This window comes from Microbacterium sp. NPDC057944 (assembly GCF_042887445.1).
Taxonomy (GTDB): domain Bacteria; phylum Actinomycetota; class Actinomycetes; order Actinomycetales; family Microbacteriaceae; genus Microbacterium; species Microbacterium natoriense.
The window spans coordinates 539,271-561,644 of sequence record NZ_JBHVPJ010000002.1 but is presented as its reverse complement, the minus strand read 5'-3'; the positions used below and the strand labels follow the sequence as shown (position 1 = coordinate 561,644).

20 protein-coding genes and 1 tRNA gene are annotated in these 22,374 nt (G+C 68.4%); 13 read left to right on the top strand and 8 right to left on the bottom strand.

The features are described from left to right. Positions 1–44 precede the first annotated feature (44 nt). Positions 45–1,724 (top strand): energy-dependent translational throttle protein EttA, encoded by a 1,680-nt coding sequence (gene ettA, locus ACFVRO_RS12085; protein ID WP_386952593.1) that lies wholly within the window; start codon positions 45–47, stop codon positions 1,722–1,724. 7 nt (positions 1,725–1,731) lie between these two features. Then, positions 1,732–2,220, top strand: coding sequence for an acyl-CoA thioesterase (locus tag ACFVRO_RS12080; RefSeq protein WP_386952590.1), 489 nt, complete (start codon positions 1,732–1,734; stop codon positions 2,218–2,220). 495 nt (positions 2,221–2,715) lie between these two features. Here ACFVRO_RS12080 and ACFVRO_RS12075 read toward each other — a convergent pair whose 3' ends face one another. Then, complete coding sequence (locus tag ACFVRO_RS12075) at positions 2,716–3,606, bottom strand: acyl-CoA thioesterase (RefSeq protein WP_386952587.1); 891 nt, start codon at positions 3,604–3,606, stop codon at positions 2,716–2,718. Between the two features lie 50 nt (positions 3,607–3,656). Here ACFVRO_RS12075 and ACFVRO_RS12070 point away from each other — a divergent pair, with 50 nt between their 5' ends. Next, a complete protein-coding gene (locus ACFVRO_RS12070) occupies positions 3,657–4,325 on the top strand; it encodes a hypothetical protein (RefSeq protein WP_386952584.1) in 669 nt (222 codons plus the stop codon). 115 nt (positions 4,326–4,440) lie between these two features. Here ACFVRO_RS12070 and ACFVRO_RS12065 read toward each other — a convergent pair whose 3' ends face one another. The 4 genes from ACFVRO_RS12065 to pepN form a co-directional block, all read right to left on the bottom strand. Next, positions 4,441–6,099 carry an FAD-binding dehydrogenase gene (locus ACFVRO_RS12065; protein WP_386952581.1) on the bottom strand — a complete coding sequence of 553 codons (1,659 nt, stop codon included), beginning with the start codon at positions 6,097–6,099 and terminating at the stop codon, positions 4,441–4,443. After that, positions 6,096–6,545, bottom strand: a complete 450-nt coding sequence (locus ACFVRO_RS12060; protein ID WP_341942204.1) for a globin — start codon at positions 6,543–6,545, stop codon at positions 6,096–6,098. The genes ACFVRO_RS12065 and ACFVRO_RS12060 overlap by 4 nt, the downstream gene beginning before the upstream one ends. After that, a complete protein-coding gene (locus tag ACFVRO_RS12055) occupies positions 6,542–7,654 on the bottom strand; it encodes a mechanosensitive ion channel family protein (RefSeq protein WP_386954461.1) in 1,113 nt (370 codons plus the stop codon). Before ACFVRO_RS12055 ends, ACFVRO_RS12060 begins: the two co-directional genes overlap by 4 nt. Before the next feature lie 84 nt (positions 7,655–7,738). After that, entirely contained in the window at positions 7,739–10,291 is a 2,553-nt protein-coding gene (pepN, locus tag ACFVRO_RS12050) for an aminopeptidase N (RefSeq protein ID WP_386952578.1), read from the bottom strand. Between the two features lie 138 nt (positions 10,292–10,429). Here pepN and ACFVRO_RS12045 point away from each other — a divergent pair, with 138 nt between their 5' ends. The 5 genes from ACFVRO_RS12045 to ACFVRO_RS12025 are packed head-to-tail and all read left to right on the top strand — an operon-like array spanning position 10,430 to position 15,295. Beyond that, the gene (locus tag ACFVRO_RS12045; RefSeq protein ID WP_386952575.1) at positions 10,430–11,614 is read left to right on the top strand and encodes a ferrochelatase; all 1,185 of its coding nucleotides are present in this window, start codon (positions 10,430–10,432) and stop codon (positions 11,612–11,614) included. 40 nt (positions 11,615–11,654) lie between these two features. After that, a complete protein-coding gene (locus ACFVRO_RS12040) occupies positions 11,655–12,140 on the top strand; it encodes a ribose-5-phosphate isomerase (protein ID WP_386952572.1) in 486 nt (161 codons plus the stop codon). Between the two features lies 1 nt (position 12,141). Beyond that, complete coding sequence (locus ACFVRO_RS12035; RefSeq protein WP_386952569.1) at positions 12,142–13,140, top strand: Fpg/Nei family DNA glycosylase; 999 nt, start codon at positions 12,142–12,144, stop codon at positions 13,138–13,140. A 50-nt stretch (positions 13,141–13,190) separates the two neighbouring features. Then, positions 13,191–13,832: an FMN-binding negative transcriptional regulator gene (locus tag ACFVRO_RS12030; protein ID WP_386952566.1), complete on the top strand. Its 642-nt coding sequence runs from the start codon at positions 13,191–13,193 to the stop codon at positions 13,830–13,832. Continuing rightward, positions 13,829–15,295 (top strand): amidohydrolase, encoded by a 1,467-nt coding sequence (locus ACFVRO_RS12025; protein ID WP_386952563.1) that lies wholly within the window; start codon positions 13,829–13,831, stop codon positions 15,293–15,295. The genes ACFVRO_RS12030 and ACFVRO_RS12025 overlap by 4 nt, the downstream gene beginning before the upstream one ends. A gap of 57 nt (positions 15,296–15,352) precedes the next feature. Here the strand turns inward: ACFVRO_RS12025 and ACFVRO_RS12020 are convergent, their stop codons facing one another. Continuing rightward, complete coding sequence (locus ACFVRO_RS12020; protein ID WP_105675066.1) at positions 15,353–15,838, bottom strand: Dps family protein; 486 nt, start codon at positions 15,836–15,838, stop codon at positions 15,353–15,355. Between the two features lie 142 nt (positions 15,839–15,980). Between ACFVRO_RS12020 and ACFVRO_RS12015 the strand changes: the two genes are divergently transcribed. The 3 genes from ACFVRO_RS12015 (at position 15,981) to ACFVRO_RS12005 (ending at position 18,774) form a co-directional block, all read left to right on the top strand. Continuing rightward, the gene (locus tag ACFVRO_RS12015) at positions 15,981–16,517 is read left to right on the top strand and encodes a gamma carbonic anhydrase family protein (RefSeq protein WP_386952560.1); all 537 of its coding nucleotides are present in this window, start codon (positions 15,981–15,983) and stop codon (positions 16,515–16,517) included. A gap of 30 nt (positions 16,518–16,547) precedes the next feature. Next, positions 16,548–16,622, top strand: a tRNA-Ile gene (locus ACFVRO_RS12010). A 511-nt stretch (positions 16,623–17,133) separates the two neighbouring features. Continuing rightward, a complete protein-coding gene (locus ACFVRO_RS12005) occupies positions 17,134–18,774 on the top strand; it encodes an LPXTG cell wall anchor domain-containing protein (protein WP_386952557.1) in 1,641 nt (546 codons plus the stop codon). Positions 18,775–18,964: 190 nt separating this feature from the next. Here the strand turns inward: ACFVRO_RS12005 and ACFVRO_RS12000 are convergent, their stop codons facing one another. Continuing rightward, positions 18,965–19,675 (bottom strand): 3'-5' exonuclease, encoded by a 711-nt coding sequence (locus ACFVRO_RS12000; RefSeq protein ID WP_386952555.1) that lies wholly within the window; start codon positions 19,673–19,675, stop codon positions 18,965–18,967. Between the two features lie 67 nt (positions 19,676–19,742). Here ACFVRO_RS12000 and ACFVRO_RS11995 point away from each other — a divergent pair, with 67 nt between their 5' ends. Further along, positions 19,743–20,642: an alpha/beta fold hydrolase gene (locus ACFVRO_RS11995; RefSeq protein WP_386952552.1), complete on the top strand. Its 900-nt coding sequence runs from the start codon at positions 19,743–19,745 to the stop codon at positions 20,640–20,642. On the opposite strand, the gene ACFVRO_RS11990 is transcribed toward ACFVRO_RS11995, so the two are convergent. Beyond that, the gene (locus tag ACFVRO_RS11990; protein WP_105674993.1) at positions 20,614–21,087 is read right to left on the bottom strand and encodes an Lrp/AsnC family transcriptional regulator; all 474 of its coding nucleotides are present in this window, start codon (positions 21,085–21,087) and stop codon (positions 20,614–20,616) included. The genes ACFVRO_RS11995 and ACFVRO_RS11990 overlap by 29 nt on opposite strands. A 170-nt stretch (positions 21,088–21,257) precedes the next feature. Here ACFVRO_RS11990 and pdhA point away from each other — a divergent pair, with 170 nt between their 5' ends. Further along, positions 21,258–22,373 carry a pyruvate dehydrogenase (acetyl-transferring) E1 component subunit alpha gene (gene pdhA, locus ACFVRO_RS11985; protein ID WP_386954458.1) on the top strand — a complete coding sequence of 372 codons (1,116 nt, stop codon included), beginning with the start codon at positions 21,258–21,260 and terminating at the stop codon, positions 22,371–22,373. Position 22,374 lies beyond the last annotated feature (1 nt).

The window sequence follows — 22,374 nt, the reverse complement described above, 5'->3', positions numbered from 1 at the left end:
GCTGGAGTGTCGATCTTTCGACGCCGACAGAAGGAGTCTTTTCGGTGGCTGAGTACATCTACTCGATGGTCCGTGCGCGCAAGGCGGTGGGTGAGAAGCTCATCCTCGATGACGTCACGATGGCGTTCCTCCCAGGCGCGAAGATCGGCATGGTCGGTCCCAACGGCGCCGGAAAGTCGACGATCCTCAAGATCATGGCGGGGCTCGACACTCCGTCGAACGGCGAGGCGAAGCTGTCGCCCGGCTTCTCCGTCGGCATCCTGATGCAGGAGCCGGAGCTCGACGAGTCTAAGACGGTGCTCGAGAACATCCAGGACGGAATCGCCATCAAGGCGAAGCTCGACCGCTTCAACGAGATCTCCGCGCTCATGGCGGACCCCGATGCCGACTTCGACGCGCTCCTCGCCGAGATGGGCTCGCTGCAGGAGGAGATCGACGCAGCCGACGGCTGGGACCTCGATTCCCAGCTCGACCAGGCCATGGATGCTCTGCGCACGCCGCCGGGAGACGCGGAGATCGCGCCTCTGTCCGGTGGTGAGAAGCGCCGTGTGGCGCTGGCGAAGCTCCTGCTCCAGAAGCCCGACCTCCTGCTCCTCGACGAGCCCACCAACCACCTCGACGCCGAGAGCGTGCTCTGGCTCGAGCAGCACCTGCAGGCGTACAAGGGCGCGGTGATCGCGATCACCCACGACCGGTACTTCCTCGACCACGTCGCCGAGTGGATCGCCGAGGTCGACCGCGGGCGCCTGATCGGCTACGAGGGCAACTACTCGACCTATCTGGAGAAGAAGGGCGAGCGCCTCGAGATCCAGGGCAAGAAGGACGCGAAGCTCGCCAAGCGCCTCAAGGAGGAGCTGGAGTGGGTGCGATCGAGCGCCAAGGGCCGTCAGACCAAGTCCAAGGCGCGTCTCGCCCGGTACGAGGAGATGGCGACCGAGGCCGAGCGGACGAGGAAGCTGGACTTTGAGGAGATCCAGATCCCCGCAGGTCCCCGCCTCGGCAGCATCGTGATCGACGCGAAGAAGCTCAAGAAGGGCTTCGACGGGCGCTCGCTCATCGACGGCCTCAGCTTCAGCCTTCCGCCGAACGGTATCGTCGGCGTGATCGGCCCGAACGGCGTGGGTAAGACGACGCTCTTCAAGACGATCGTCGGCCTCGAGCCCCTCGACGGCGGCGACCTGAAGATCGGCGAGACCGTCAAGATCAGCTACGTCGACCAGTCGCGCTCCAACATCGACCCGAACAAGACCCTGTGGGAGGTCGTGTCCGACGGGCTCGACTTCATCACGGTCGGCAAGACGGAGATCCCCTCCCGCGCGTACGTGTCGAAGTTCGGGTTCAAGGGACCGGACCAGCAGAAGAAGGCCGGAGTTCTCTCCGGTGGTGAGCGCAACCGACTGAACCTGGCCCTGACCCTCAAGGAGGGCGGGAACCTGCTGCTCCTCGACGAGCCGACCAACGACCTCGACGTCGAGACCCTGAGCTCGCTGGAGAACGCGCTGCTCGAGTTCCCCGGCTGCGCCGTGGTCATCACCCACGACCGGTGGTTCCTCGACCGCATCGCGACGCACATCCTCGCGTACGAGGGCACCGATGAGAACCCCGACCAGTGGTACTGGTTCGAGGGCAACTTCGATGCGTACGAGCAGAACAAGATCCAGCGTCTCGGGGCCGACGCCGCGAAGCCGCACCGTTCGACGCACCGCAAGCTCACCCGCGACTGAGAACACGATGACCGCGCCGACGCCGGGACCCCGCCTGCACATTCCGATCCAGCTCCGCTGGGGCGATCTGGATGCGTTCAACCACGTCAACAACACCTCGATGCTGAAACTGCTCGAGGAGGCGCGCGTGCGCGCGTTCTGGCGTGCGGGTCCCGGCGAACAGGCGCCGTCGACGGCCGTGCTCGACTCCGGTCTGGACGAGGGCATCCTGACCCTCATCGCCCGGCAGGAGATCGAGTACCTGGCGCCGGTCCCGTATCAGCGTCGGCCGCTCGAGGTCCAGATGTGGTTCGGGAAGCTGGGCGGTTCCAGCGTCGAGGTCTGCTACGAGGTGCACAACGACCCCACGGCCGAACCTCGGACGATCTACGCGCGTTCGACCGCCGTGATCGTACTCGTGGACGCCGCGTCCGGGCGACCGACGCGACTCACTCAGGAGATGCGCGACGCCTGGGAGCCGTACGTCGGACCGTCGATCGAGTACGCACACCGCTGATCACGTTCGTGCATCGCGGATCACGTTCGTGCATCGCGGATCACGTTCGTGGACCGCTGAGCCAGCAAACGCATCGCTGAGCGAGGATTCGCATCGCTGAGCGAGGATTCGCATCGCTGAGCGAGGATTCGCATCGCTGAGCGAGGATTCGCATCGCTGATCGAGGATTCGCACCGCTGAGCGAGCGGACGCATCACTGAGCGCGGAGCACCCGCTGGATACGATGCCCAGTCTTAACGCCGCGCCTCGATTCAACGCGGTGCGGCGCGGTGCCTCGATTCGACGTTGCTTCCCGACTCAGCGCGGCACCCGAAATCAAGGCGGTTTCACAAGTCAACGTGGCTCTTCAACTCACCGAGGCGCCTCGAGCCAGCGCGGCTTCTCGACTCAACGCGGCGCCTCGACTCACCGTGGCACCTCAAGTCAGCGCGGTACCTGGACTCAGCGCGGCTTCTCGACTCAGCGCGGCTTCTCGACTCAGCGCTGCCCCTGGACTCAGCGCTGCCCCTCGGGTACGCGGATCATGATCTCCTGCGCGACGCTCGCCACCAGGTCGCCCGCGCGGGTGTAGATGCGTCCCTGCGCGAGACCGCGACCGCCTCGCGCGTTCGGGGACTCCTGGACGTACAGCAGCCACTCGTCCACGCGCGCCGGTCGGTGCCACCACATCGCGTGATCGAGGCTCGCGACCTTGAGTCCCGGCAGGCCCCAGAACACTCCGTGGGCGCGCAGGATGGACTCCTGGATCGTCATGTCGCTGAGGTAGGCGAGAGCGGCTCGGTGCAGGCGCTGATCGTCGGGCAGCGGGGCGCGCAGCCGCATCCACACCGCTTGACGCGGACGATTCGCATCGTCGCTCGGCAGGAAGAGCGGGGACTCCACGTGACGGACGTCTGCTGCACGATCGTTCAGCATCCGAGCCGTACCCGCGGGGAGGCCGTCGACGCGCGCTTCGTCGGGGAGCAGTGACTCCGGATCGGGCACGTTCTCGGGCATCGGGACCGCGTGATCGAGCCCCGGATCCTGATCCTGGAACGACGCGATCATCGAGAAGATCGGCACGCCGTTCTGATACGCCTGCGACCGGCGGGTGGAGAAGGACCTGCCGTCATGGATGCGATCCACGGCGATCGTGATGCCCTGGCTCGCGTCGCCCGGTCGGAGGAAGTAGCCGTGCATCGAGTGCACTGCGCGGTCTTCCGGCATGGTCCGCTCTGCGGCGATCAGGCTCTGCGCGAGGACCTGACCTCCGTAGATGCGCCCGCTCGGCATCGGATGCGAGGAGCCCGTGAAGATGTCCTCCGTGGTCCGCGCCCTGGTCTCGTCCAGATCGAGAACTGCGAGAAGCTGCTCGACGGTGCGGATCGCGTGCGTGTCGACGGTCATGTGTTCCTTCCCGCGCCGGGGCGGCCGCTGGCGTTGCTAGTTTAGAGGGCGTGCCGCATCCCCTTCTCCTCGCCGATGCCGAAACGTCCAAGGACGTCCTGACCTTCGCCGGACGCTCCGCCAGGATCTCCGACGAAGGCGTTCGCCTGCAGGCGTCGAACGGGGTTCTCGCCCTCACCGCGGCGGCGCTCTCACCCCACGGGCTCTTCGATCAGACGCCCACGATCCTGGCTATGCGCATCGTGCACGCCGACCCCGAGCTCGAATGCGACATCGTCGTCGACTCGCTCACCCAGAACACGGAAGACGCGCGCGTGCTGGACCTCCCCGACACGGGACTCTCCCCGGCATGGGCGGGCATCGCTCCGCCCCGCGGCGCGTGGCAGCCGGGTGCGGAGCTGCCGGCATCGCTGATCGCTCAGCGCGCGCAGTGGGGGATCAGCGCGGTGGCGCACGGAGCGACACCGGGCGCAGGGGAGGAGGCCGTGCGCGCCCTGCGCGCCGCGATCTGGGGCGAGCCCGACGAAGACCTCGGCGGCATCCCCCGGGGAGCCGCCTTCGCCGCCGACGCCTTCGGATTCATCTCGGGCGAAGAGCAGGTCAAGGTGATGACCTCGGGCCGCTGGACGAGACTCGCGTTCCGTCGAGGTCACGTGCTGCTGAGGGGGCCGGTGGCCATGGGCCTCACCGCAGTCCGGGGCACCGGCACCGCGGACTGAGATCGCGGTGCGCCGAACAGGCCAGCGCCCTCACGTGGGCCGCTGAACGCGCAGCGTGAGGCGCGGGTAGGACGGATGCCGCGCACGGACGGCGGTTCCGTCGGCGACTCCGGACTCAACCGGCGGCCGCACGTCCCGCCTGGCGGCCCGAGAACAGGCAGCCGCCCAGGAAGGTCCCCTCGAGCGCGCGGTAGCCGTGCACGCCGCCCCCGCCGAATCCGCTCGCCTCTCCCGCGGCGAACAGACCGTCGATCGGCGAGCCGTCCTCCCGCAGCGCACGACCGTCGAGATCGGTGTTGATGCCGCCGAGGGACTTCCTCGTGAGCACGTGCAGCTTCACAGCAACCAGAGGGCCGGCCGCCGGGTCCTGCAGGCGGTGGGGAGCCGCAGTCCGGATCAGCCTGTCTCCGCGGTAGCCCCGCATGGATCGCAGCATCCCGATCTGGGAGTCCTTCGTGAACTCGTTCTCCATCTCGAGATCGCGGGCGATCACCTCTCGGCGGACCCGATCGATGTCGAGAGCCTCGCCGCCCGGATGGTTGCTCATCTGCTCGAGCAGCGACTCGAGGTCGTTCTCCACGATGAAGTCCTCGCCCTCGTCGAGGAACGCCTGCACGGGACCGGTAGGGCCCTTGGCGAGCCGCGACTTCAGCAGCAGGCCCACGTCCTTGCCCGTGAGGTCGGGGTTCTGCTCGCTCCCCGACAGGGCGAACTCCTTCTCGACGATCTGCCGCGAGGTGACGAACCAGGAGTGATCGTGTCCCGTCGTGCGCAGGTGGGCGAGCGTACCCAGGGTGTCGAAGCCGGGGAACAGCGGAACGGGGAGTCGGGCGCCGGTCGCGTCGAGCCACAGCGACGACGGACCGGGGAGGATGCGGATTCCGTGTGACGGCCAGATCGGATCCCAGTTCGTGATGCCCTCGACGTAGTGCCACATCCGGTCGCCGTTGACGAGCCGCGCCCCTGCGGCCTCTGCGACCGGGTGCATCGAGCCGTCGACGTACGCAGGAACGCCGGTGAGCATGTGCGCAGGGGGCGTGCCGAGCCGTTCGGGCCAGGCGGCGCGGACCATGTCGTGGTTTCCACCGATGCCGCCGGAGCACACGATCGTCGCCGACACGCTGATCTCGAAGTCGCCGATCTCCTCGCGAGACGAGACCTCTCCTCGCTCTGAGCCGCTGCTGACGAGTATCGCGCCACGTGCGCCGGTGACGGCGCCGTCGGTCACGACGAGATCGGTGACGCGGTGCCGGGGGAGGATCGTGATGCGACCCTCTCGCTCTCCCTGCTCCACGCGCGCGGCGAACGGAGCCACGATCCCCGGGCCGGTTCCCCACGTGATGTGGAACCTCGGCACCGAGTTACCCGGACCGAGAGCGCCGTATCCGCCGCGCTCCGCCCACCCCACCACGGGGAAGAACCCGACGCCGCGCTCTCGCAGCCAGGAGCGCTTCTCACCGGCGGCGAACTGGAGATAGGCCTCAGCCCAGCGCCGTGGCCACTCGTCCTCTGGACGGTCGAATCCCGCCGTGCCGAGCCAGTCCTGCGTGGCGAGCTCCAGCGAGTCCTTGATCCCCATCCGACGCTGTTCGGGGGAGTCGATGAAGAACAGTCCTCCGAACGACCACCAGGCCTGACCGCCCAGGTTGGTGCGAGGCTCCTGATCGATCAGGATCACCTGCTTGCCGGCATCCAGAGCCTCGGAGGCCGCGACGAGACCGGCGAGCCCCCACCCGATCACCAGGACATCTGCGGACAGGGGCGTGTTCGTCATGAGTTCTCCGTTGATTCCTGACGTGAGCTGGTCTCGAGCGTCGGCCTGCCCGAGGCGGCGGGGCCGATTCCGGACGGTTCGAACGTGTTCACCATGGCATAGGCGGCGCGTTCGAGGTAGTCCCAGAGCGTCGCTTCGTGCAGAGGCGACAACTGCGCCTCCGCGACACCGGTGCGCATGTGAGCCAGCCAACGATCGCGCGCATCGGGATCGACGTGGAAAGGCATGTGGCGCATGCGGAGTCGCGGGTGGCCGCGAGTCTCGCCGTAGGTGGCGGGGCCGCCCCAGTACTGGACGAGGAAGAGCGTGAGCCGTTCTGCGGCCGGACCGAGATCCTCCTCCGGGTACATGGGCTTGAGGACCGGATCGAGGGCGACCTCGCGGTAGAACACCCCGACGATCCTCTCGAAGGTCTCGTAGCCGCCGACCTCGTCGTAGAACGTCATCGCTGCGGGGTCCCTTCGTCGCCGGTCTTCTTGTCGTCGTCGGCCTTCTTGCGCCGCCAGATCCCGCGCTCGGGAACAGCGGGGACGCCGGTGACGGCGTTCGGTCGGGTCTTCGGCGGGTTCGCACCGCGCACGCGCTGCGCGCCCTCCAGCCCCGTCGGGATCACGCCGACCAGGCTGGGGATCGTGACGTCCTTCTCGAGGAGCGCCGCGCGCAGGCGCTTGCGCAGCTCCTGGGAGACGTCGTCCTTCGCGTTGGCGCGCGCCTTGATGACGATGCGGACGACGAGAGCGTCGCCCCCGATGGACTCCAGTCCCCAGAGCTCCGGCTTCTCGACGATGCGGGTGCGCCACTTCGGATCCTTCGCGAGACCCTGAGCCGTCTCCAGCATGGTGTGCTCGACGGCCTCCAGATCAGAGTCGGCCGCGACGCCGAGATCGATGATGACGCGGGCCCACCCCTGGGACATGTTTCCGATGCGGGTGACCTCGCCGTTGCGGACATACCAGAGCGTGCCGTTGACATCGCGAACCTGGGTGATGCGCACGCTGACGTACTCGACCACGCCGCTGGCGAGGCCGAGGTCGACGACGTCGCCGATGCCGATCTGATCCTCGGCGACGATGAACATGCCGTTCAGGACGTCCTTGACGATGTTCTGAGCGCCGAAGCCGAGACCGGCGCCCACCGCAGCCGTGAGGAGCGTCAGTGAGCCCAGGAGGCTGCTGTCGATCGCATTGACGATCAGCACGATCGCGATGATGACGAGCATCACGTTCACGATGTTCTGCAGGATGCTGCCGAGAGTCCGCGTCCGCTGCACGAGACGCATGTCGGCCAGCGGAGAGCGTTCGAGGGCCTGCGTGTCGTCGACCGCGGCCTTGCTCTTCGCGCTGTCGACGATGCGGTGCACCACGCGGCGGATGAGGACGCGCAGCACGAGGGCGATGAGCACGCAGCTCACGATGATGATGGCGATCGACAGGACGACCCCGCCGACGGGGAGCAGGACCGTCAGGACGGTCCGCAGCCACTCGGGCAGCGTCTGCACCCACTCGGGAAGCGGTGACTCGGCGGGGGGAGGGGTGACTTGGAAGGGGATCATCATCACTTCCAGATCCTAGCGATCAGGCCTCCGCGCGGGCTGGATGCACCGCGCAGAGGCCTGATCGAGAAGGGGAACAGCTCGGATTCAGTCGTCGGCGTCGCGCGCCTGCGCCGCGAGGGCGCGCTCGACGTCGGCGAGGTTCTCCAGCACCAGGCGGCGCAGGGCAGGGGCGGCGTCCTGGTGTGCCGACAGCCAGGCGCGCGTCGCGTCCCGCAGCTCGGTGTTCGCCAGTGCGGTCGGGAACAGTCCGACGACGAGGTACTGGGCGATCTGGTAGCTGCGAGACTCCCAGATCGGCAGCAGCATGTCGAAGTACGCCGGGACGAACTCGGTGAGGACCTCGACGCCCGCCGGGTGCACGAAGCCCAGAGCAGCAGAGCGCACGATCGTGTTCGGTGCGTCGTCGCGCTCGATGAGGGAGGCCCATGCGGCCTTCTTGGAGGCGAGGTCGGGAAGCGCGGCACGCGCCTGAGCCGCGAACTCGCCGCCCTTGGCGGTGTTGTCCGCTGCGAGGGCGGCGTCGATCGTCGCGGCGTCGGTCGCGCCGATCGTCGCCAGTCCGACCAGCAGCTGCCAGTTCAGGTCGGCGTCGATCTCCAGCCCCGGCAGCGTCTCCTCGCCCGCGCGGAGGCGGCCGATGACGCCGGCGTGCTCGGGAGTGACGAGGGCGCCGGCGAAGGCAGTGACGAACTGGAGCTGGCTGTCGCTGCCGGCCTCCGCGCCCTCAGCGAGAGCCCACAGGCCGTCGGCGATCTTCTGACGGGCGGCCAGGCGCTCGGCCGGCGTTACGTAGAGCGTCGCTGCCGTGCGCAGCTGCGCCAGAGTGGTGCGGACGGTCGTCGACTCGGTCTCGCGACCGATGTTGCCCAGCACGAGATCGATGTAGTCGGATGCCGCGCTCTCCGCGTCGCGCGTCTGATCCCAGGCCGCGCCCCAGACGAGCGAGCGCGCCAGCGGATCGCTGATGTCGGCGAGGTGCGCGATCGCGGTGGCGAGCGAACGGTCGTCGAGACGGATCTTCGCGTAGGCCAGGTCCTCGTCATTCAGCAGGACGAGGTCGGGACGGGCGATGCCCTTGAGCTCGGGGACCTCGGTGCGGTCGCCGTCGATGTCGACCTCGGCGTAGTGGGTGCGCACGAGCGCCCCGTCGCGCAGTGTGTAGAAGCCGATGCCGAGACGGTGCGGACGGATGGTCGGGTAGTCGGCCGGCGCGGTCTGCGTCACCGCGAAGCGGGAGATGGTGCCATCCGAGTCCTCGGCGATGACCGGCTCGAGCGTGTTGACGCCGGCGGTCTCCAGCCACTTCTTCGACCAGGTGCTGAGGTCGCGGCCGCTCGTCGCCTCGAGCTCGGTGAGCAGGTCGCTGAGCTCGGTGTTGCCCCAGGAGTGCTTCTGGAAGTACTGCGAGACGCCGGCGAAGAACGCCTCGATCCCGACCCATGCGGCGAGCTGCTTGAGGACGGACCCGCCCTTGGCGTAGGTGATGCCGTCGAAGTTGACCTGGACGTCTTCGAGGTCGTTGATCTCGGCGACGATCGGGTGCGTCGACGGGAGCTGGTCCTGACGGTACGCCCAGGTCTTCTCCATCGCGTTGAACGTCGTCCACGCCTCGGTCCACTCGGTGGCCTCGGCCGTGGCGATCGTCGACGCCCACTCGGCGAACGACTCGTTCAGCCACAGGTCGTTCCACCACTTCATGGTCACGAGGTCGCCGAACCACATGTGCGCCAGCTCGTGCAGGATCGTGACGACGCGGCGCTCCTTGACGGCATCCGTCACCTTGCTGCGGAAGACGTACGTCTCGGTGAACGTCACGGCGCCCGCGTTCTCCATCGCACCGGCGTTGAACTCCGGGACGAAGAGCTGGTCGTACTTGGCGAACGGGTAGGGGACGCCGAACTTCGACTCGAAGTACGCGAAGCCCTCGCGGGTCTTGTCGAAGATGTAGTCGGCGTCGAGGTGCTGCCAGAGGCTCTTGCGGCCGTAGACGCCCAGCGGGATGACATCGCCGGAGGAGCTGGTGAGCTCGGAGAAGGTCGACTCGTAGGGGCCGGCGACGAGCGCCGTGATGTACGAGGAGATGCGCGGGGTCGGCTCGAAGCCCCAGGTGGACACGGCGCTGTCGTCGTGCACGATGGGCTCGGGCGTGGGGGAGTTGGAGACGACCTTCCACGCGGAGGGCGCGGTGACCGTGAACTGGAAGGTCGCCTTGAGGTCGGGCTGCTCGAAGACCGCGAACACGCGGCGCGAGTCGGGGACCTCGAACTGCGAGTAGAGGTAGACCTCGCCGTCCACGGGGTCGACGAAGCGGTGCAGTCCCTCGCCGGTGTTGGTGTACAGGCAGTCGGCGTCGACGACGAGGACGTTCTCGGCCTGCAGGCCGGTCAGCGCGATGCGCGAGTCGGCGAAGACCTCGCTGGGGTCGAGCTGCTCTCCGTTGAGCGAGATCTCGCGCACTTCGCGGGCGATGAGGTCGATGAAGGTGAAGCTCTCGGGGGTCGCGGTGAAGCGCACGACGCTGCGAGAGCCGAAGACCTCGGCGCCCTTCGTCAGATCGAGGGCGACCTCATACGACTGCGTGTCGATGACGTCGCGGCGCTCCTGCGCTTCGATGCGGGTGAGGTTCTCTCCAGGCACAGCTGTACTCCCAGGGGTGAGGGGATGCTGCCGCGGTCCAGGCGCAGTTGGCGCCCACGGCAACCATGACAGCCTACGCCAGTCGTCGAGGGATGCCGCCAGGGCGACGCACCCGCGAGGAGATGGAAGGATGGAGGGGTGACTGCGACCGAGCCCACCATCGTTCCCTTTGCCTCCCCGGCCGCTGCAGGCGGCGCCCCCTACGTGACGACGCCGGTCGCCTACGACGGGATCCTGCTCGCGGGATTCGGCGGACCCGAGGGGCAGGACGACGTGATCCCGTTCCTCCGCAACGTCACCAGAGGGCGCGGCATCCCCGACGAGCGTCTGGAGGAGGTCGCGCATCACTATCGCCACTTCGGCGGAGTGAGCCCGATCAACGGGCAGAACCGCGTGCTCAAGGAGGCGCTCGAAGCCGAGCTGCAGAGACGCGGCATCGACCTCCCCGTCTACTGGGGCAACCGAAACTGGAGCCCCTATCTCGAGGAGGTCGTGACCGAGGCCTCCGCGAAGGGGCACAACACGCTTCTCGCCTTCGCCACCAGTGCGTACAGCTCGTTCTCCAGCTGCCGTCAGTATCGCGAGGACTTCGCGAGGATCCTCGAGGACACCGGACTCGGCGAGACCGTGACGATCGACAAGATCCGTCCGTTCTACGACCACCCCGGCTTCGTCGAGGCGTTCGAGACCGGCGTCCGTGACGCGGTCGAGGCCTTCCTCGCCGACGGCATCGCCGCCGCCGACATCCAGATCCTCTTCTCGACGCACAGCATCCCCACCGCAGACGCGGAGCGCTCGGGTGCGCGCGACATCGAGTGGGGCGAGGGCGGAGCGTACGCGGCGCAGCACCTCGCGGTCGCGGCCTGGGTCATGGACCGGGTGCGGGAGAGCATCCCTGCGGCCGCCGACGTCTCCTGGGAACTGGTGTACCAGTCGCGTTCCGGACCTGCGTCGCAGCCGTGGCTCGAGCCCGACGTGTGCGACGTGATCGGAGAGCTGCCGGCACGGGGGCGCAAGGCGGTCGCCGTCGTGCCCGTCGGATTCATGAGCGACCACATGGAGGTCCTGTGGGATCTCGACACGGAGGCCGCGGAGGCCGCGGAGGAGGCGGGGCTCGCCTTCACCAGGACGCCGACGCCCGGTGTGTCTCCGACGTTCGTCGCCGGCATCGTCGATCTGATCGAGGAGCGTCTCGTGGGACGTCCCAACGAGGAGCGCCCGCACGTCACGTCGCTTCCCGGCGGGTTCGACGTCTGCCGCCCCGGCTGCTGCGAGAACATCCGCGCCGGCTTCAAGCCCGCCGCCGCCGGCATCGCGCCGTGAGACGGATTCGACGTCCGCTGCCCTGAATAGGATGGGAGCCATGCGCATCCACATCGCCACCGATCACGCCGGCCTCGACTTCTCCACGCAGCTGCAGGAGCATCTGCGCGCCGCGGGTCACGAGGTGGTCGATCACGGGCCGATCGAATACGACGCGGTGGACGACTACCCCGCGTTCTGCATCAGGGCCGCGCAGGCTGTCGTCGCCGATCAGGCGGCCGGTGTCGAGGCTCTCGGCGTCGTCTTCGGCGGATCGGGCAACGGCGAGCAGATCGCGGCGAACAAGGTGCAGGGCATCCGCGCCGCGCTGGTGTGGAACGTCTCGACGGCCGAGCTGGCCCGCGAGCACAACGACGCGAACGTGATCTCCATCGGCGCTCGTCAGCACACGTTCGACGAGGTGACCACCTTCATCGACACGTTCATCTCCACGCCCTTCTCGAACGAGGAGCGGCACGTGCGCCGCATCGGCCAGATCGCCGACTTCGAGCGCGACGGCTCGCTGCTGCCGGACCCTCGGGCCTGACATGCCCGAGGGGCATTCCGTCCATCGCATCGCGCGGCAGTTCGATCGCAACTTCGTCGGCAAGTCGATGCAGGCGTCGAGTCCGCAGGGGCGATTCGCAGAGGGCGCTGCGGTGCTCGACGGTCGCGAGGCCGTCAGCGTGCAGGCCGTGGGCAAGCAGATGTTCCTCGAGGTGGAGGGCGACCTCTGGCTGAGGGTGCATCTCGGGCTCTACGGCGCCTGGGACTTCGCGGGGGAGATCCTCATCGATCCGACGATCGCCTCGGCGAACGGGCGCATGGGGCAGACCAACCAGCGCGGCACCGATCTGGGCGAGGCCATCCTCGACGATGCGGGAGAGAACTCGCTCGCATCGATCGGCGCGCCGAGGCGCACGCGAGTGCACGTCCGGATGTCGGAGCAGACCAAGGGCCTCGCCGACGAGGACGGGGAGTGGCCGCCGCCGATCGTCGGGCAGGTTCGTCTGCGATTGATGACGGACATCACCGCTGCTGATCTCCGGGGACCGACCGCCTGCGTGATCCAGACGCCGGAGGAGATGCTCGCCACTGTTGCGAAGCTCGGTCCGGATCCCCTCGTCGGCGACCCCGCGGAGAACGAGGAGCGCTTCGTCCGTGCGGTGCGCAAGAAGCAGACCGTCATCGCGCTGCTCCTGATGGACCAGGCCGTGGTCAGCGGAATCGGCAACGTCTATCGCGCCGAGATGCTCTTCCGACACCGGTTGAATCCGCACACGCCCGGACGCGACGTCCCCGAGGAGATCGTGCGCGAACTGTGGCGCGACTGGGTTCGGCTGCTCGCGGTCGGCGTCGAGACCGGGCAGATGATGACGATGGACGACCTGTCTCCCGAGCAGTATCGTGCCGCGATGGCGAGTCGCGACGATCGCCACTGGGTGTACCACCGCGCCGGGCTTCCATGCCGGATCTGCGGCACCGAGATCGCCCTGGAGGAGATCGGCGCGCGCAAGCTCTACTGGTGCCCGCGGTGCCAAGCCTGACCCGCTCCTCTCGCCGCCGTCGCCCGGACCTCCCGGTCTAGGCTCGAACCATGCGTCAGAACCCGAGCTTCACCCTTGCGGATGTGACCGAGATGCGTCGGGTGATCGACGCCAGCCCGTGGGCGACGATCATGAGCGCCGGCCCTGAAGGTCTGGTCGCGTCGCACTACGCCGTGCTCCTCGATGAGTCGCGCGACGACCTCACGATCGTCGCGCATGTGGGGCGCCCGGACGATCTGATCCACGGTCTCGGCGATCGCGAGCTCCTCGTCGTCTTCCAAGGGCCGCACGGCTACATCTCCCCGGGCTGGTACGGAGACGTGCAGGCTGTGCCGACATGGAACTACGTCGCCGTGCACCTCTCGGGGATCCCCGAGATCCTGAGCCCGGAGGAGAACCTCGAGGTACTCGACCGTCTCGTCGACCGGTTCGAGGGGCGGATGCCGGAGCCGCGGCGCATGTGGGAGCGTCCCAACGATGAGAGCTTCGTGCAGCGTCTCGCCGCGGGGACGGTCGGGTTCCGACTCACCCCCACGCGCGTGGTCGCGAAGCGCAAGCTCAGCCAGAACAAGCCCGCGGACACCGTGGAGGCCGTGATCGCGGAACTGGAGGGCTCGGGCCCGTATGCGCAGCCCGACCTCGCCCGCGAGATGAGGAGAGCCCATGAGGCTCTCGCGGAAGGACGGCGATGATCGGCACCGATGTCAGCATGGTGAAGGGGGTTCGCATCGCCGGTCCCGGTCGCGAGTTCCTCATCGACGACGAGCCCGTCGACATCGTGATCGACGGCGGAGCGATCGCCGACATCGCCCCCACCGGTGCCCTGCGGCCCACAGGGGAGGTCCTGGATGCCGGTGGCGCGTGGGTCGTCCCTGGGCTCTGGGACAACCATGTCCACACGGTGCAGTGGGCGCTGGCTGCGGAACGCGTGCCACTGCTCGCGGCGGGATCGGCCGCTGAGGCCGCGCGGCTCATGACCGACGCGGAGCCGCTCCCCGACGGGCGGCGGGTCGGGGCGGGCTTCCGCGACGCGCTGTGGTCGGATCAGCCGTCGCTCGCGCTGCTCGATGACGCGACGGGGGAGGTGCCGACCTATCTCATCAACGCCGACGTGCACAGCACGTGGCTCAACTCGGCGGCCCTGCGTCGCGAAGGGTTCAGCGCGCCGGACGGAGTCCTCCGCGAAGAGGACGCCTTCGAGATCTCGCGACGTCTGAATGCGGTCGACCCCGCCAGGGCTGATGACGCCGTGCTGCGGGCGGGGGAGCGTGCGGCGTCGAGGGGCGTCACCGGCCTCGTGGACTTCGACATGGCCTGGAACGCCGATGCCTGGCCTCGGCGCGTGGCCGCCGGATTCGCCGCGCATCGGGTGGAGTTCTCGGTGTACCCCTTCGACTTCGAACGCGCGGTGGAGAGCGGGCTGCGCACGGGCGAGAGCCACGGGAGCCCGCTGATCAGGGTCGGCGCGCTCAAGATCATCACCGACGGCTCCCTCGGCACGAGGACCGCCGCCTGCTCCCATCACTACCCGGGTGACCCCGCGAACTTCGGCGTGCTCACGGTGCCGCCGGAGGAGCTGACGGATCTGCTCGTCGCCGCGACGGGGGCGGGCCTCGCCGTCGCCGTCCACGCCATCGGCGACCGCGCGGTCACCGCAGCGCTCGACGCGTTCACCGTGTCCGGCGCCGTGGGCACGATCGAGCATGCGCAGCTCGTCCGGCACGCCGATCTCTCACGCTTCGCTCGCCTGGGCGTCGTGGCGAGCGTGCAGCCGCAGCATGCCCTCGATGATCGCGACCTGGTCGAGACGCACTGGGCGGGGCAGACATCCATCGGCTATCCGCTCGCCGCACTGCGCCGAGCGGGGGTGCAGCTCCGCTTCGGATCGGACGCGCCCGTCGCCGAGCTGGACCCGTGGCAGGGGATCGGCGCAGCCGTGGATCGCACCGACGATGCGCGGGAGCCGTGGCATCCCGAGGAGCGGCTCACGATCGACGAGGCGCTCGAGGCGAGCGTGCGGTCCTCAGTGCGACCAGGAGAGCCGGCCGATCTCGTTCTGTGCGGCGAGGATCCGCGAGCCGCGCACGGCGATGGACTGAGACGGATGCCGGTAGAGGCGACGTTGCTCGCCGGACGCGTCACCCACCGCTCCTGAACACGACGAAGGGCACCGGAACGGATTCCGGTGCCCTTCGTCGTGTGGTGTGAGTCGTCAGGCCGCGATGTGCGAGACGAGGAACCAGCGGTCCTTGTCGAGTCCGCGCTTGATCTCGATCGCGACGTCCTGGCTGGTCAGGTCGACCTCGTCGAGGCCGTCGATCGCCGCCTGGACGTCGACGAGGATCGCGTCGATGTCGGCCACGACCGCGCGGATGAGGTCATCCGACTGCGTGAAGCCGGCGGGAACCGAGGTGGCGCCCGCCTTCTCTGCGACGGTGGAGATGCGGGCGTCGATCGGAAGGCCGAGGGCGACGATGCGCTCTGCGGCAGTGTCGGCGAAGTCGCCGGCGTGGGCGACGATCGTGTCGAGCAGCTCGTGGACGCCGACGAAGTTCGCTCCGCGGACGTGCCAGTGGGCCTGCTTGCCGTTGACCGTCAGGGCTTCGAGGCCGAGGACGAGCGGGGAGAGGAACTGTGCGGCCGCAGCGGCGACCGTCGGGTCGCTGGCGGTGGTGGAAACGGTCTGTGCCTTGCTCATCTTGTGCTCCTCCGAGATCATCTGTTTCTGTCGTGCTGGAGTCAACGCTACTCATCCTGAAACATTCCGCAAGCAAGCGAAGGCTGGGCTTAGTGGGGCAGAAATCCGCGGAAACACGCGGTAATGAGGGTAGTCTCGCCTTATGAGCATCGCGCAGGGAGCATCCGTCCTCGCCCTCCAGGATCGCGTGCCGTCGATCGCCGACGGCGCCTTCGTGGCGGAGGGCGCGCGCATCGTCGGTGCGGTCTCTCTGGCGGCCGGATCGAGCGTCTGGTACAACGCGGTGCTACGAGGCGATTCGGCGCCGATCGTGATCGGCCCCGGCAGCAACGTGCAGGACAACGTCTCGGTGCACGTGGATGCCGGGCACCCCGTCGTCATCGGATCGAAGGTGTCGATCGGCCACAACGCGGTCGTGCACGGCTGCATGATCGGCGACGGTTCGCTCATCGGGATGGGTGCGGTGATCCTCAGCGGCGCGGTGATCGGCGCGGGCTGCCTGATCGCCGGGGGAGCCGTGGTGCTGGGCGGCACGGAGGTCCCCGAGGGATCGCTCGTCGCCGGTGTCCCTGCGAAGGTCCGCCGAGCGCTGAGCGATGACGAGCGCGCTGGCCTGATCGCGAACGCCGACGTCTACCTCGGCCACCTTCTGACGCACTCGTCCGCGACCCCCGTCTGAATCTGCGCGCCCGCTAGGCTGGGTGTGTACGGGGCGGTGGCCAAGCTGGTTAAGGCAGTGGGCTCATAACCCAACGATTCGCGGGTTCAAGTCCCGCCCGCCCTACTCCTGTCAGGCACGCTCCCGGTGCGCGCTGTTCGGCCGTACCCAGAGGTGCTGGTATGCGCTGAGAGCACAGCCTCGTGCGTCTCGATCCTGGACTGACCCCGTTCGGGGTCAAGGTCTGGTGGAGTCGAAGGTCTGGTGCCACGATGACCTCGCGGTGATCGCGAAGCAGCGAATCTCCACCGCAGATGCTCCCTCTCCTCCCCGAGCATCGATGGGGTCGAGCCCCCTGCGCCATCTCCCCAGTCCGCAGGGGGCTCGCTCGAATCCGACGATGTGCTCGTGAGACGCGATCGCGGTCCGAGAGGCCGCTCGCGGGTGATGACAGCCTCTCCGGCCGCGGCACGAGTGTCGAGAAGAGCCGGATTCTGACGTTTGGTCGCGCACGTGACCCCCGCCAGGGGTCATCGATACACCAATATGTCGCGATCTCACATCTGACGCGAGGAGTTCCCTAACGTGGCGACCGGTCGTTGTCCGTCAACCCCAGATACGAAGGAGACTGCGAACCGTGATCCCCAAGAAAGCCATGCGAACGTCTGCAGCAGCAGCCGTCGCCTTCCTCGCCCTCGCGGGTGCGGCACTCGTGCCGACAGCCGCCCAAGCCGCACCACCCACGCCGGCCGCCCCCGCCGACCCCTCGCTCGTGTTCGAGGAGACCTTCGAGAACGTCACCGGCGCGAACGTCGTCGGACTCGCCAACTACACCGGCGTGGACGGAGCCACGTACACCGCCTCGCCGTTCTGGCTGAGCGCCGCAGCGTGCAACGGCTTCGTCCTGCAGGGGAACACCCCCATCCCGTTCTCCGGCGATGGCGCGGCCTGCAACGTCAACGCCTCCAATCGACTCGTCGATCTCGCCACGGTCCTCGGTGGTGGGAACGCGGACAACCGCGCCGTCGCTGCGTACACCGAAGCCAACGGCAGTGCCGCAGATACGCTGCTCGCGCAGTCGATCGACAGCGGCATCGAACTGACCGAAGGTCGCTTCTACGTCGCGAGCATCGACACGGCCGAGGTCAACTGCGGCATCGGCGCTGTACAGTCGACCCTCGACTTCGGTCTCTCGCTGCCCAACGGCGAGATCATGATCGCCGGCAACCCCGCCAGGGCGTGTTCTTCGCCGACCGTGCAGACGATCAACGGGTTCGCCATCCGCAGCGGGCAGTTCTACAGCGGCGGCTTCCGCGCCGAGGAGTCGAGCTCGGCGGAGCTTCTCGTCCGCAACCGCGCGACGAGCGGTGGCGGCAACGACTTCGCGTACGACAACCTGCGCCTGTTCGACGCGACGCCGAGCATCTACAAGGCGTTCGATCAGGAGACCGTCGAGGTGGGGCAGCCCGTCACGATGTACCTCACGATCGTGAACACCAGCGAGCTGTCGGAGAAGAGCGGCTGGTCCTTCACCGACGTGCTCCCCGAGGGCATGACGATCGCCGACGAGCCCAACGTGGACTCCAGCTGCTCCGCGGAGATCGACGCTCCCGCCGCCGGCTCCGAGGTCGTCGTGGACGCCGGATCGCTCGCGACCGGTGAGACCAGCTGCCAGATCGCCGTGGACGTCGTCCTCGGCGCGGGTGGCGACTACACCAACGTCATCGAGGGCGCCTCGGGCCTGAACGGGGAGCCGTCGGCGTCCATCCGCGCTCTTGTCCCTTCGCTGTCGCTCACGAAGTCCGTGAACCCGGCACAGGTCACCAAGGCCGGCCAGGAGGTCGTGTACACCTTCGTCGTCCTCAACGACGGTGAGCTGCCTCTGCACGACGTCGAGGTGTCCGACCCGGGTCCCGTCGGCGGCACCGGGACCTTCGGCGACATCGACTGCGGTGAGGTCACCGAGCTCGCCGTCGACGAGAGCCTCACCTGTACCGCGACCTACGTCGCCGGCGCCGGCGACCTCACCGGGAAGCCCCTCACGAACATCGCCTCAGCCACGGGCGTATCGCCTGGAGGCGTCACGGTCGATGCCGGCGCCACCGCCGACCTGACGACCGTCGTTCCTCAGCCGGCGACCACGCCGCCTCCCGCCCCGGTCGCCGGGAAGCTCGCAGCCACGGGTGGTGACATTCCGTGGGGTTACGGTGTCACCGCAGGAGTACTCCTGCTCGTCGGTGCGGGAGTCCTGCTCGTGAGCCGGAAGCGCACCGCCTGAACCTAGTCGGCGCGTGAAGGGAAGGGCCCGTGGAAAGTGCATCTGCACTCTCCACGGGCCCTTTTCCTGTCCAGGGTGATGCCTGCTCCGTCGATGCGCTGACGCGCGAAGACGAGTCGCGCCGAAGAGAGTGGTGTGCGCCCTCTCGAGGGGAGGGAAGGTGCTGGGCGCGAGGAAAGCGCGGGCGCCGTCAGCTGCTGCGTACCGGCCAGGTGCCGTCGAGCGCATCCTCGGGGTCGAGCCGTCCGACGCTGATGAAGTACTCCGTCAGGCTCTCGGCCTGAGAGCGCGCCCACCCGATCTGTCGGGTGTGCAGCTCGCTCAGGGTCTCTGGAAGGCGGAACTGCCGTGCAAGCGCCTGCGCGACGCGGCCTGCGGCCACCGCGTCCGCAGAGGCGTCGTGCGCGCCCTCCAGGGGCACCGCATAGTGCGCGGCGACGACCTCCAGTGTGCGCTTGCCGCGGCGGTACCTGTCGTACGCCTTGTCGATGACGAGCGGGTCGATGATCGGCGACGGCGAGACGAGCGGAGGGATGCCGTGGCGCACGCACTCGTGGGCGAGCAGCGAGAAGTCGTAGGAGGCGTTGTAGGCGACGATCGGAACGCCCTGGTCGAGCAGCGAGCGCAGCGACGCGGTGACCTCGGCGACCACCTCGCGCACCGGTCTGCCGGCGCGACGGGCCTGCTCCGTGGTGATCCCGTGCACGGCGGTGGCTCCGTCGGGGATGGGGATGCCGGGGTCGGCGAGCCAGTCCCGTGCGGCGATCTCGCGCCCGTTCGCATCGAGGACGCCAACGTGCGCAGTCACGACGCGGTCGCTCTCCACGTCGACGCCCGTGGTCTCGAGATCGAACACTCCGACGCGGGTGAGCCACGTCGGGAGTGCAGGATCTGAGGGCATGCCCTCACGGTAGGCGCGGCCTCGGACATTGCCAGGAAGGCGCACGGCGACTCCGTAGACTCGGATCATGACCGCATCCTCGCCCTACGCCGAACGACTCCGCCGCCTTCCGGTGGAGCGTCACGAGGTCGAGGTCCGCGAGGGCGTCACCGCGTACTGGGAGTACGGAGCGGCCGACGCCGAGACGACCGTCATCGCCGTGCACGGCTTCCGCGGAGATCACCACGGCCTGGAGCCGGTGCTCGCCTTCCTCCCGGAGGCGCGGATCATCGCCCCCGACCTCCCCGGCTTCGGCGAGAGCGCACCGGCGCCCGGGCGCACGTACGACCTCGACGAGTACGCGTCCTGGCTCGTCGAGTTCGCCGCCGCGGTCGCGCCGGGTGCCGTCATCCTCGGGCACTCGTTCGGATCGATCGTCGTGTCGGCCGCGATCGCGTCCGGCCTCGAGACCCCCCGGCTGATCCTGATCAATCCGATCGGCGCTCCCGCCCTCGAGGGGCCCAAGGGCCTGATGACCCGGCTCGCCGTCTTCTACTACGCGATGGGGGCGCGCCTGCCGGAGACGCTGGGCACGGCTCTGCTGCGGAACCGGGCGATCGTCCGCATCATGAGCATCACGATGGCGAAGACGAAGGATCCCGAGCTCCGCAGGTTCATCCACGACCAGCACGACACGTACTTCTCACGGTTCGCGGATCGCGACGTGCTGCGCGACGCGTTCGTCGCGAGCGTCTCCCATGACGTGCGGGAGTTCGCCTCGAAGATCCATGTGCCGACGCTGCTGATCGCGGCCGACCGCGACGACATCACGCCGATCGAGGCGGAGCGGGTGCTCGCGACGCTGTTCGACGATGCGGAACTGGTCGAGATCGCCCATGTCGGGCATCTCATCCACTACGAGACGCCGGCCGAGGCCGCCGGCGCGATCCGTCGCTTCCTCAGGATTCCCGTCGCGCGAGGCCGATGAGCCCTGCCACCCGGAAGGGGATGACCTCGCCCATGGCGAGAGACGTCTCCGTCCGCTCGACGCCGTCGATCGAGAGGATGCGCGCGTCCGTGTCGAACAGGTGACGCGCGTCGCGGCAGGCCACCCTGGCCAGCAGATCGATGGAGCCGCTGAGCCCGTGGGCCTGCACGACCTCGGGGATGCGCGCGAGCTCGTTGATGATGCGCGGCAGCTCGGTCTGTCTGACGCCGATGCTCACGAACGCCTGCAGGGGGAAACCGAGGACGTCGGGGGAGAAGGACCGCTCGTACGAGAGGAACACCCCGGTCTGCTCCAGCCGCGCCATGCGCGCCTGGATGGTGTTGCGCGAAAGGCCGAGATTCTCGGCGAGCGCGACGATCGTGATGCGCGGGTCGTCGGCGAGGGCGGCGAGGAGTTCCAGATCGATGCGGTCAAGTCCAGGCATAGTGCCAAAGAGTAGCAGTCTCATATCGACCCGGATTTAGCAACATGCTCAACAGCCTTGCAATTGCTTGAGCGTCGTGTTGAACAGACGTACGCTCAGGTCATCGGCGGAGCTGCCGATGACCGACGTGCAGAGCCCCACGAGGGCAGCCACGACAGAGGAGGACGATGATGTCACCGCAACTCACGCCCATCGCGGACGCAGCGCAGGATCTCGAGCTCTCCGAGCGCATCCTCGGCCCCGACGGAACGCGCATCGCGAACGCCCAGCTCGACCCCTATGTGGCCGATGTGGATGCCGAGCAGCTGCGCGCCCTGCACCGCGACATGGTCGTCCTCCGTCGCATCGACGCCGAGGGCGTCGCGCTCCAGCGCCAGGGCCAGCTCGGTCTCTGGGCGCCCTGCAACGGGCAGGAGGCGACGCAGATCGGCACGGCTCGTGCGCTCGCGCCGCAGGATTACGTGTTCCCGAGCTACCGCGAGACCGGCGTGATCTACGCGCGAGGAGCCCGGCCGGGAGACTACGTCCGCATGTGGCGCGGCGAAGAGGGAGCCGGTCACGACCCGGCGGCGCTGCGGGTGGCGCCGCTGCAGATCATCATCGGCGCGCAGACCCTGCACGCCGTCGGCTATGCGCTCGGGATCCAGCACGACGAGGCGGACGAGGTCGCCGTGACCTACTTCGGCGACGGTGCGACCAGCCAGGGCGATGTGAACGAGGCGATGATCTTCGCCGCCTCGTACGGCGCTCCCGTGGTCTTCGTCTGCCAGAACAACCACTGGGCCATCTCGGAGCCCGTCGCCGTGCAGTCGCAGTTCCCGATCGCCGGTCGCGCACCGGGCTTCGGCATCCCGAGCCTCCGCGTCGACGGCAACGACGTCCTCGCCTGCATGGCCGCCATGCGCTGGGCGCTGGAGCACGCGCGCTCGGGCAAGGGGCCGGCCTACATCGAGGCGGTCACGTATCGGATGGGCCCGCACACCACGGCCGACGACCCGACGCGCTACCGCGACGAGGCCGAGCTCGAATCGTGGCGCCGCCGTGACCCGATCTCCCGTCTCGAAGCCCATCTGCGAGCGCGCGGAGAGCTGAGCGACGTGCATGTGGCAGAGACCCAGGCTGCGGCGGATGCCGTGGCCAAGGAGATGCGCGCCGCGTGCCTCGGCATGGTCACGCGTCCTCCGCTCGCGGTGTTCGACGGCGTGTACGCCGAGCCGCACACGGGACTCGATCGCCAGCGCGACGAGTACGCCGCGTACCTCGCGTCGTTCGACGGCGAGGTGTGAT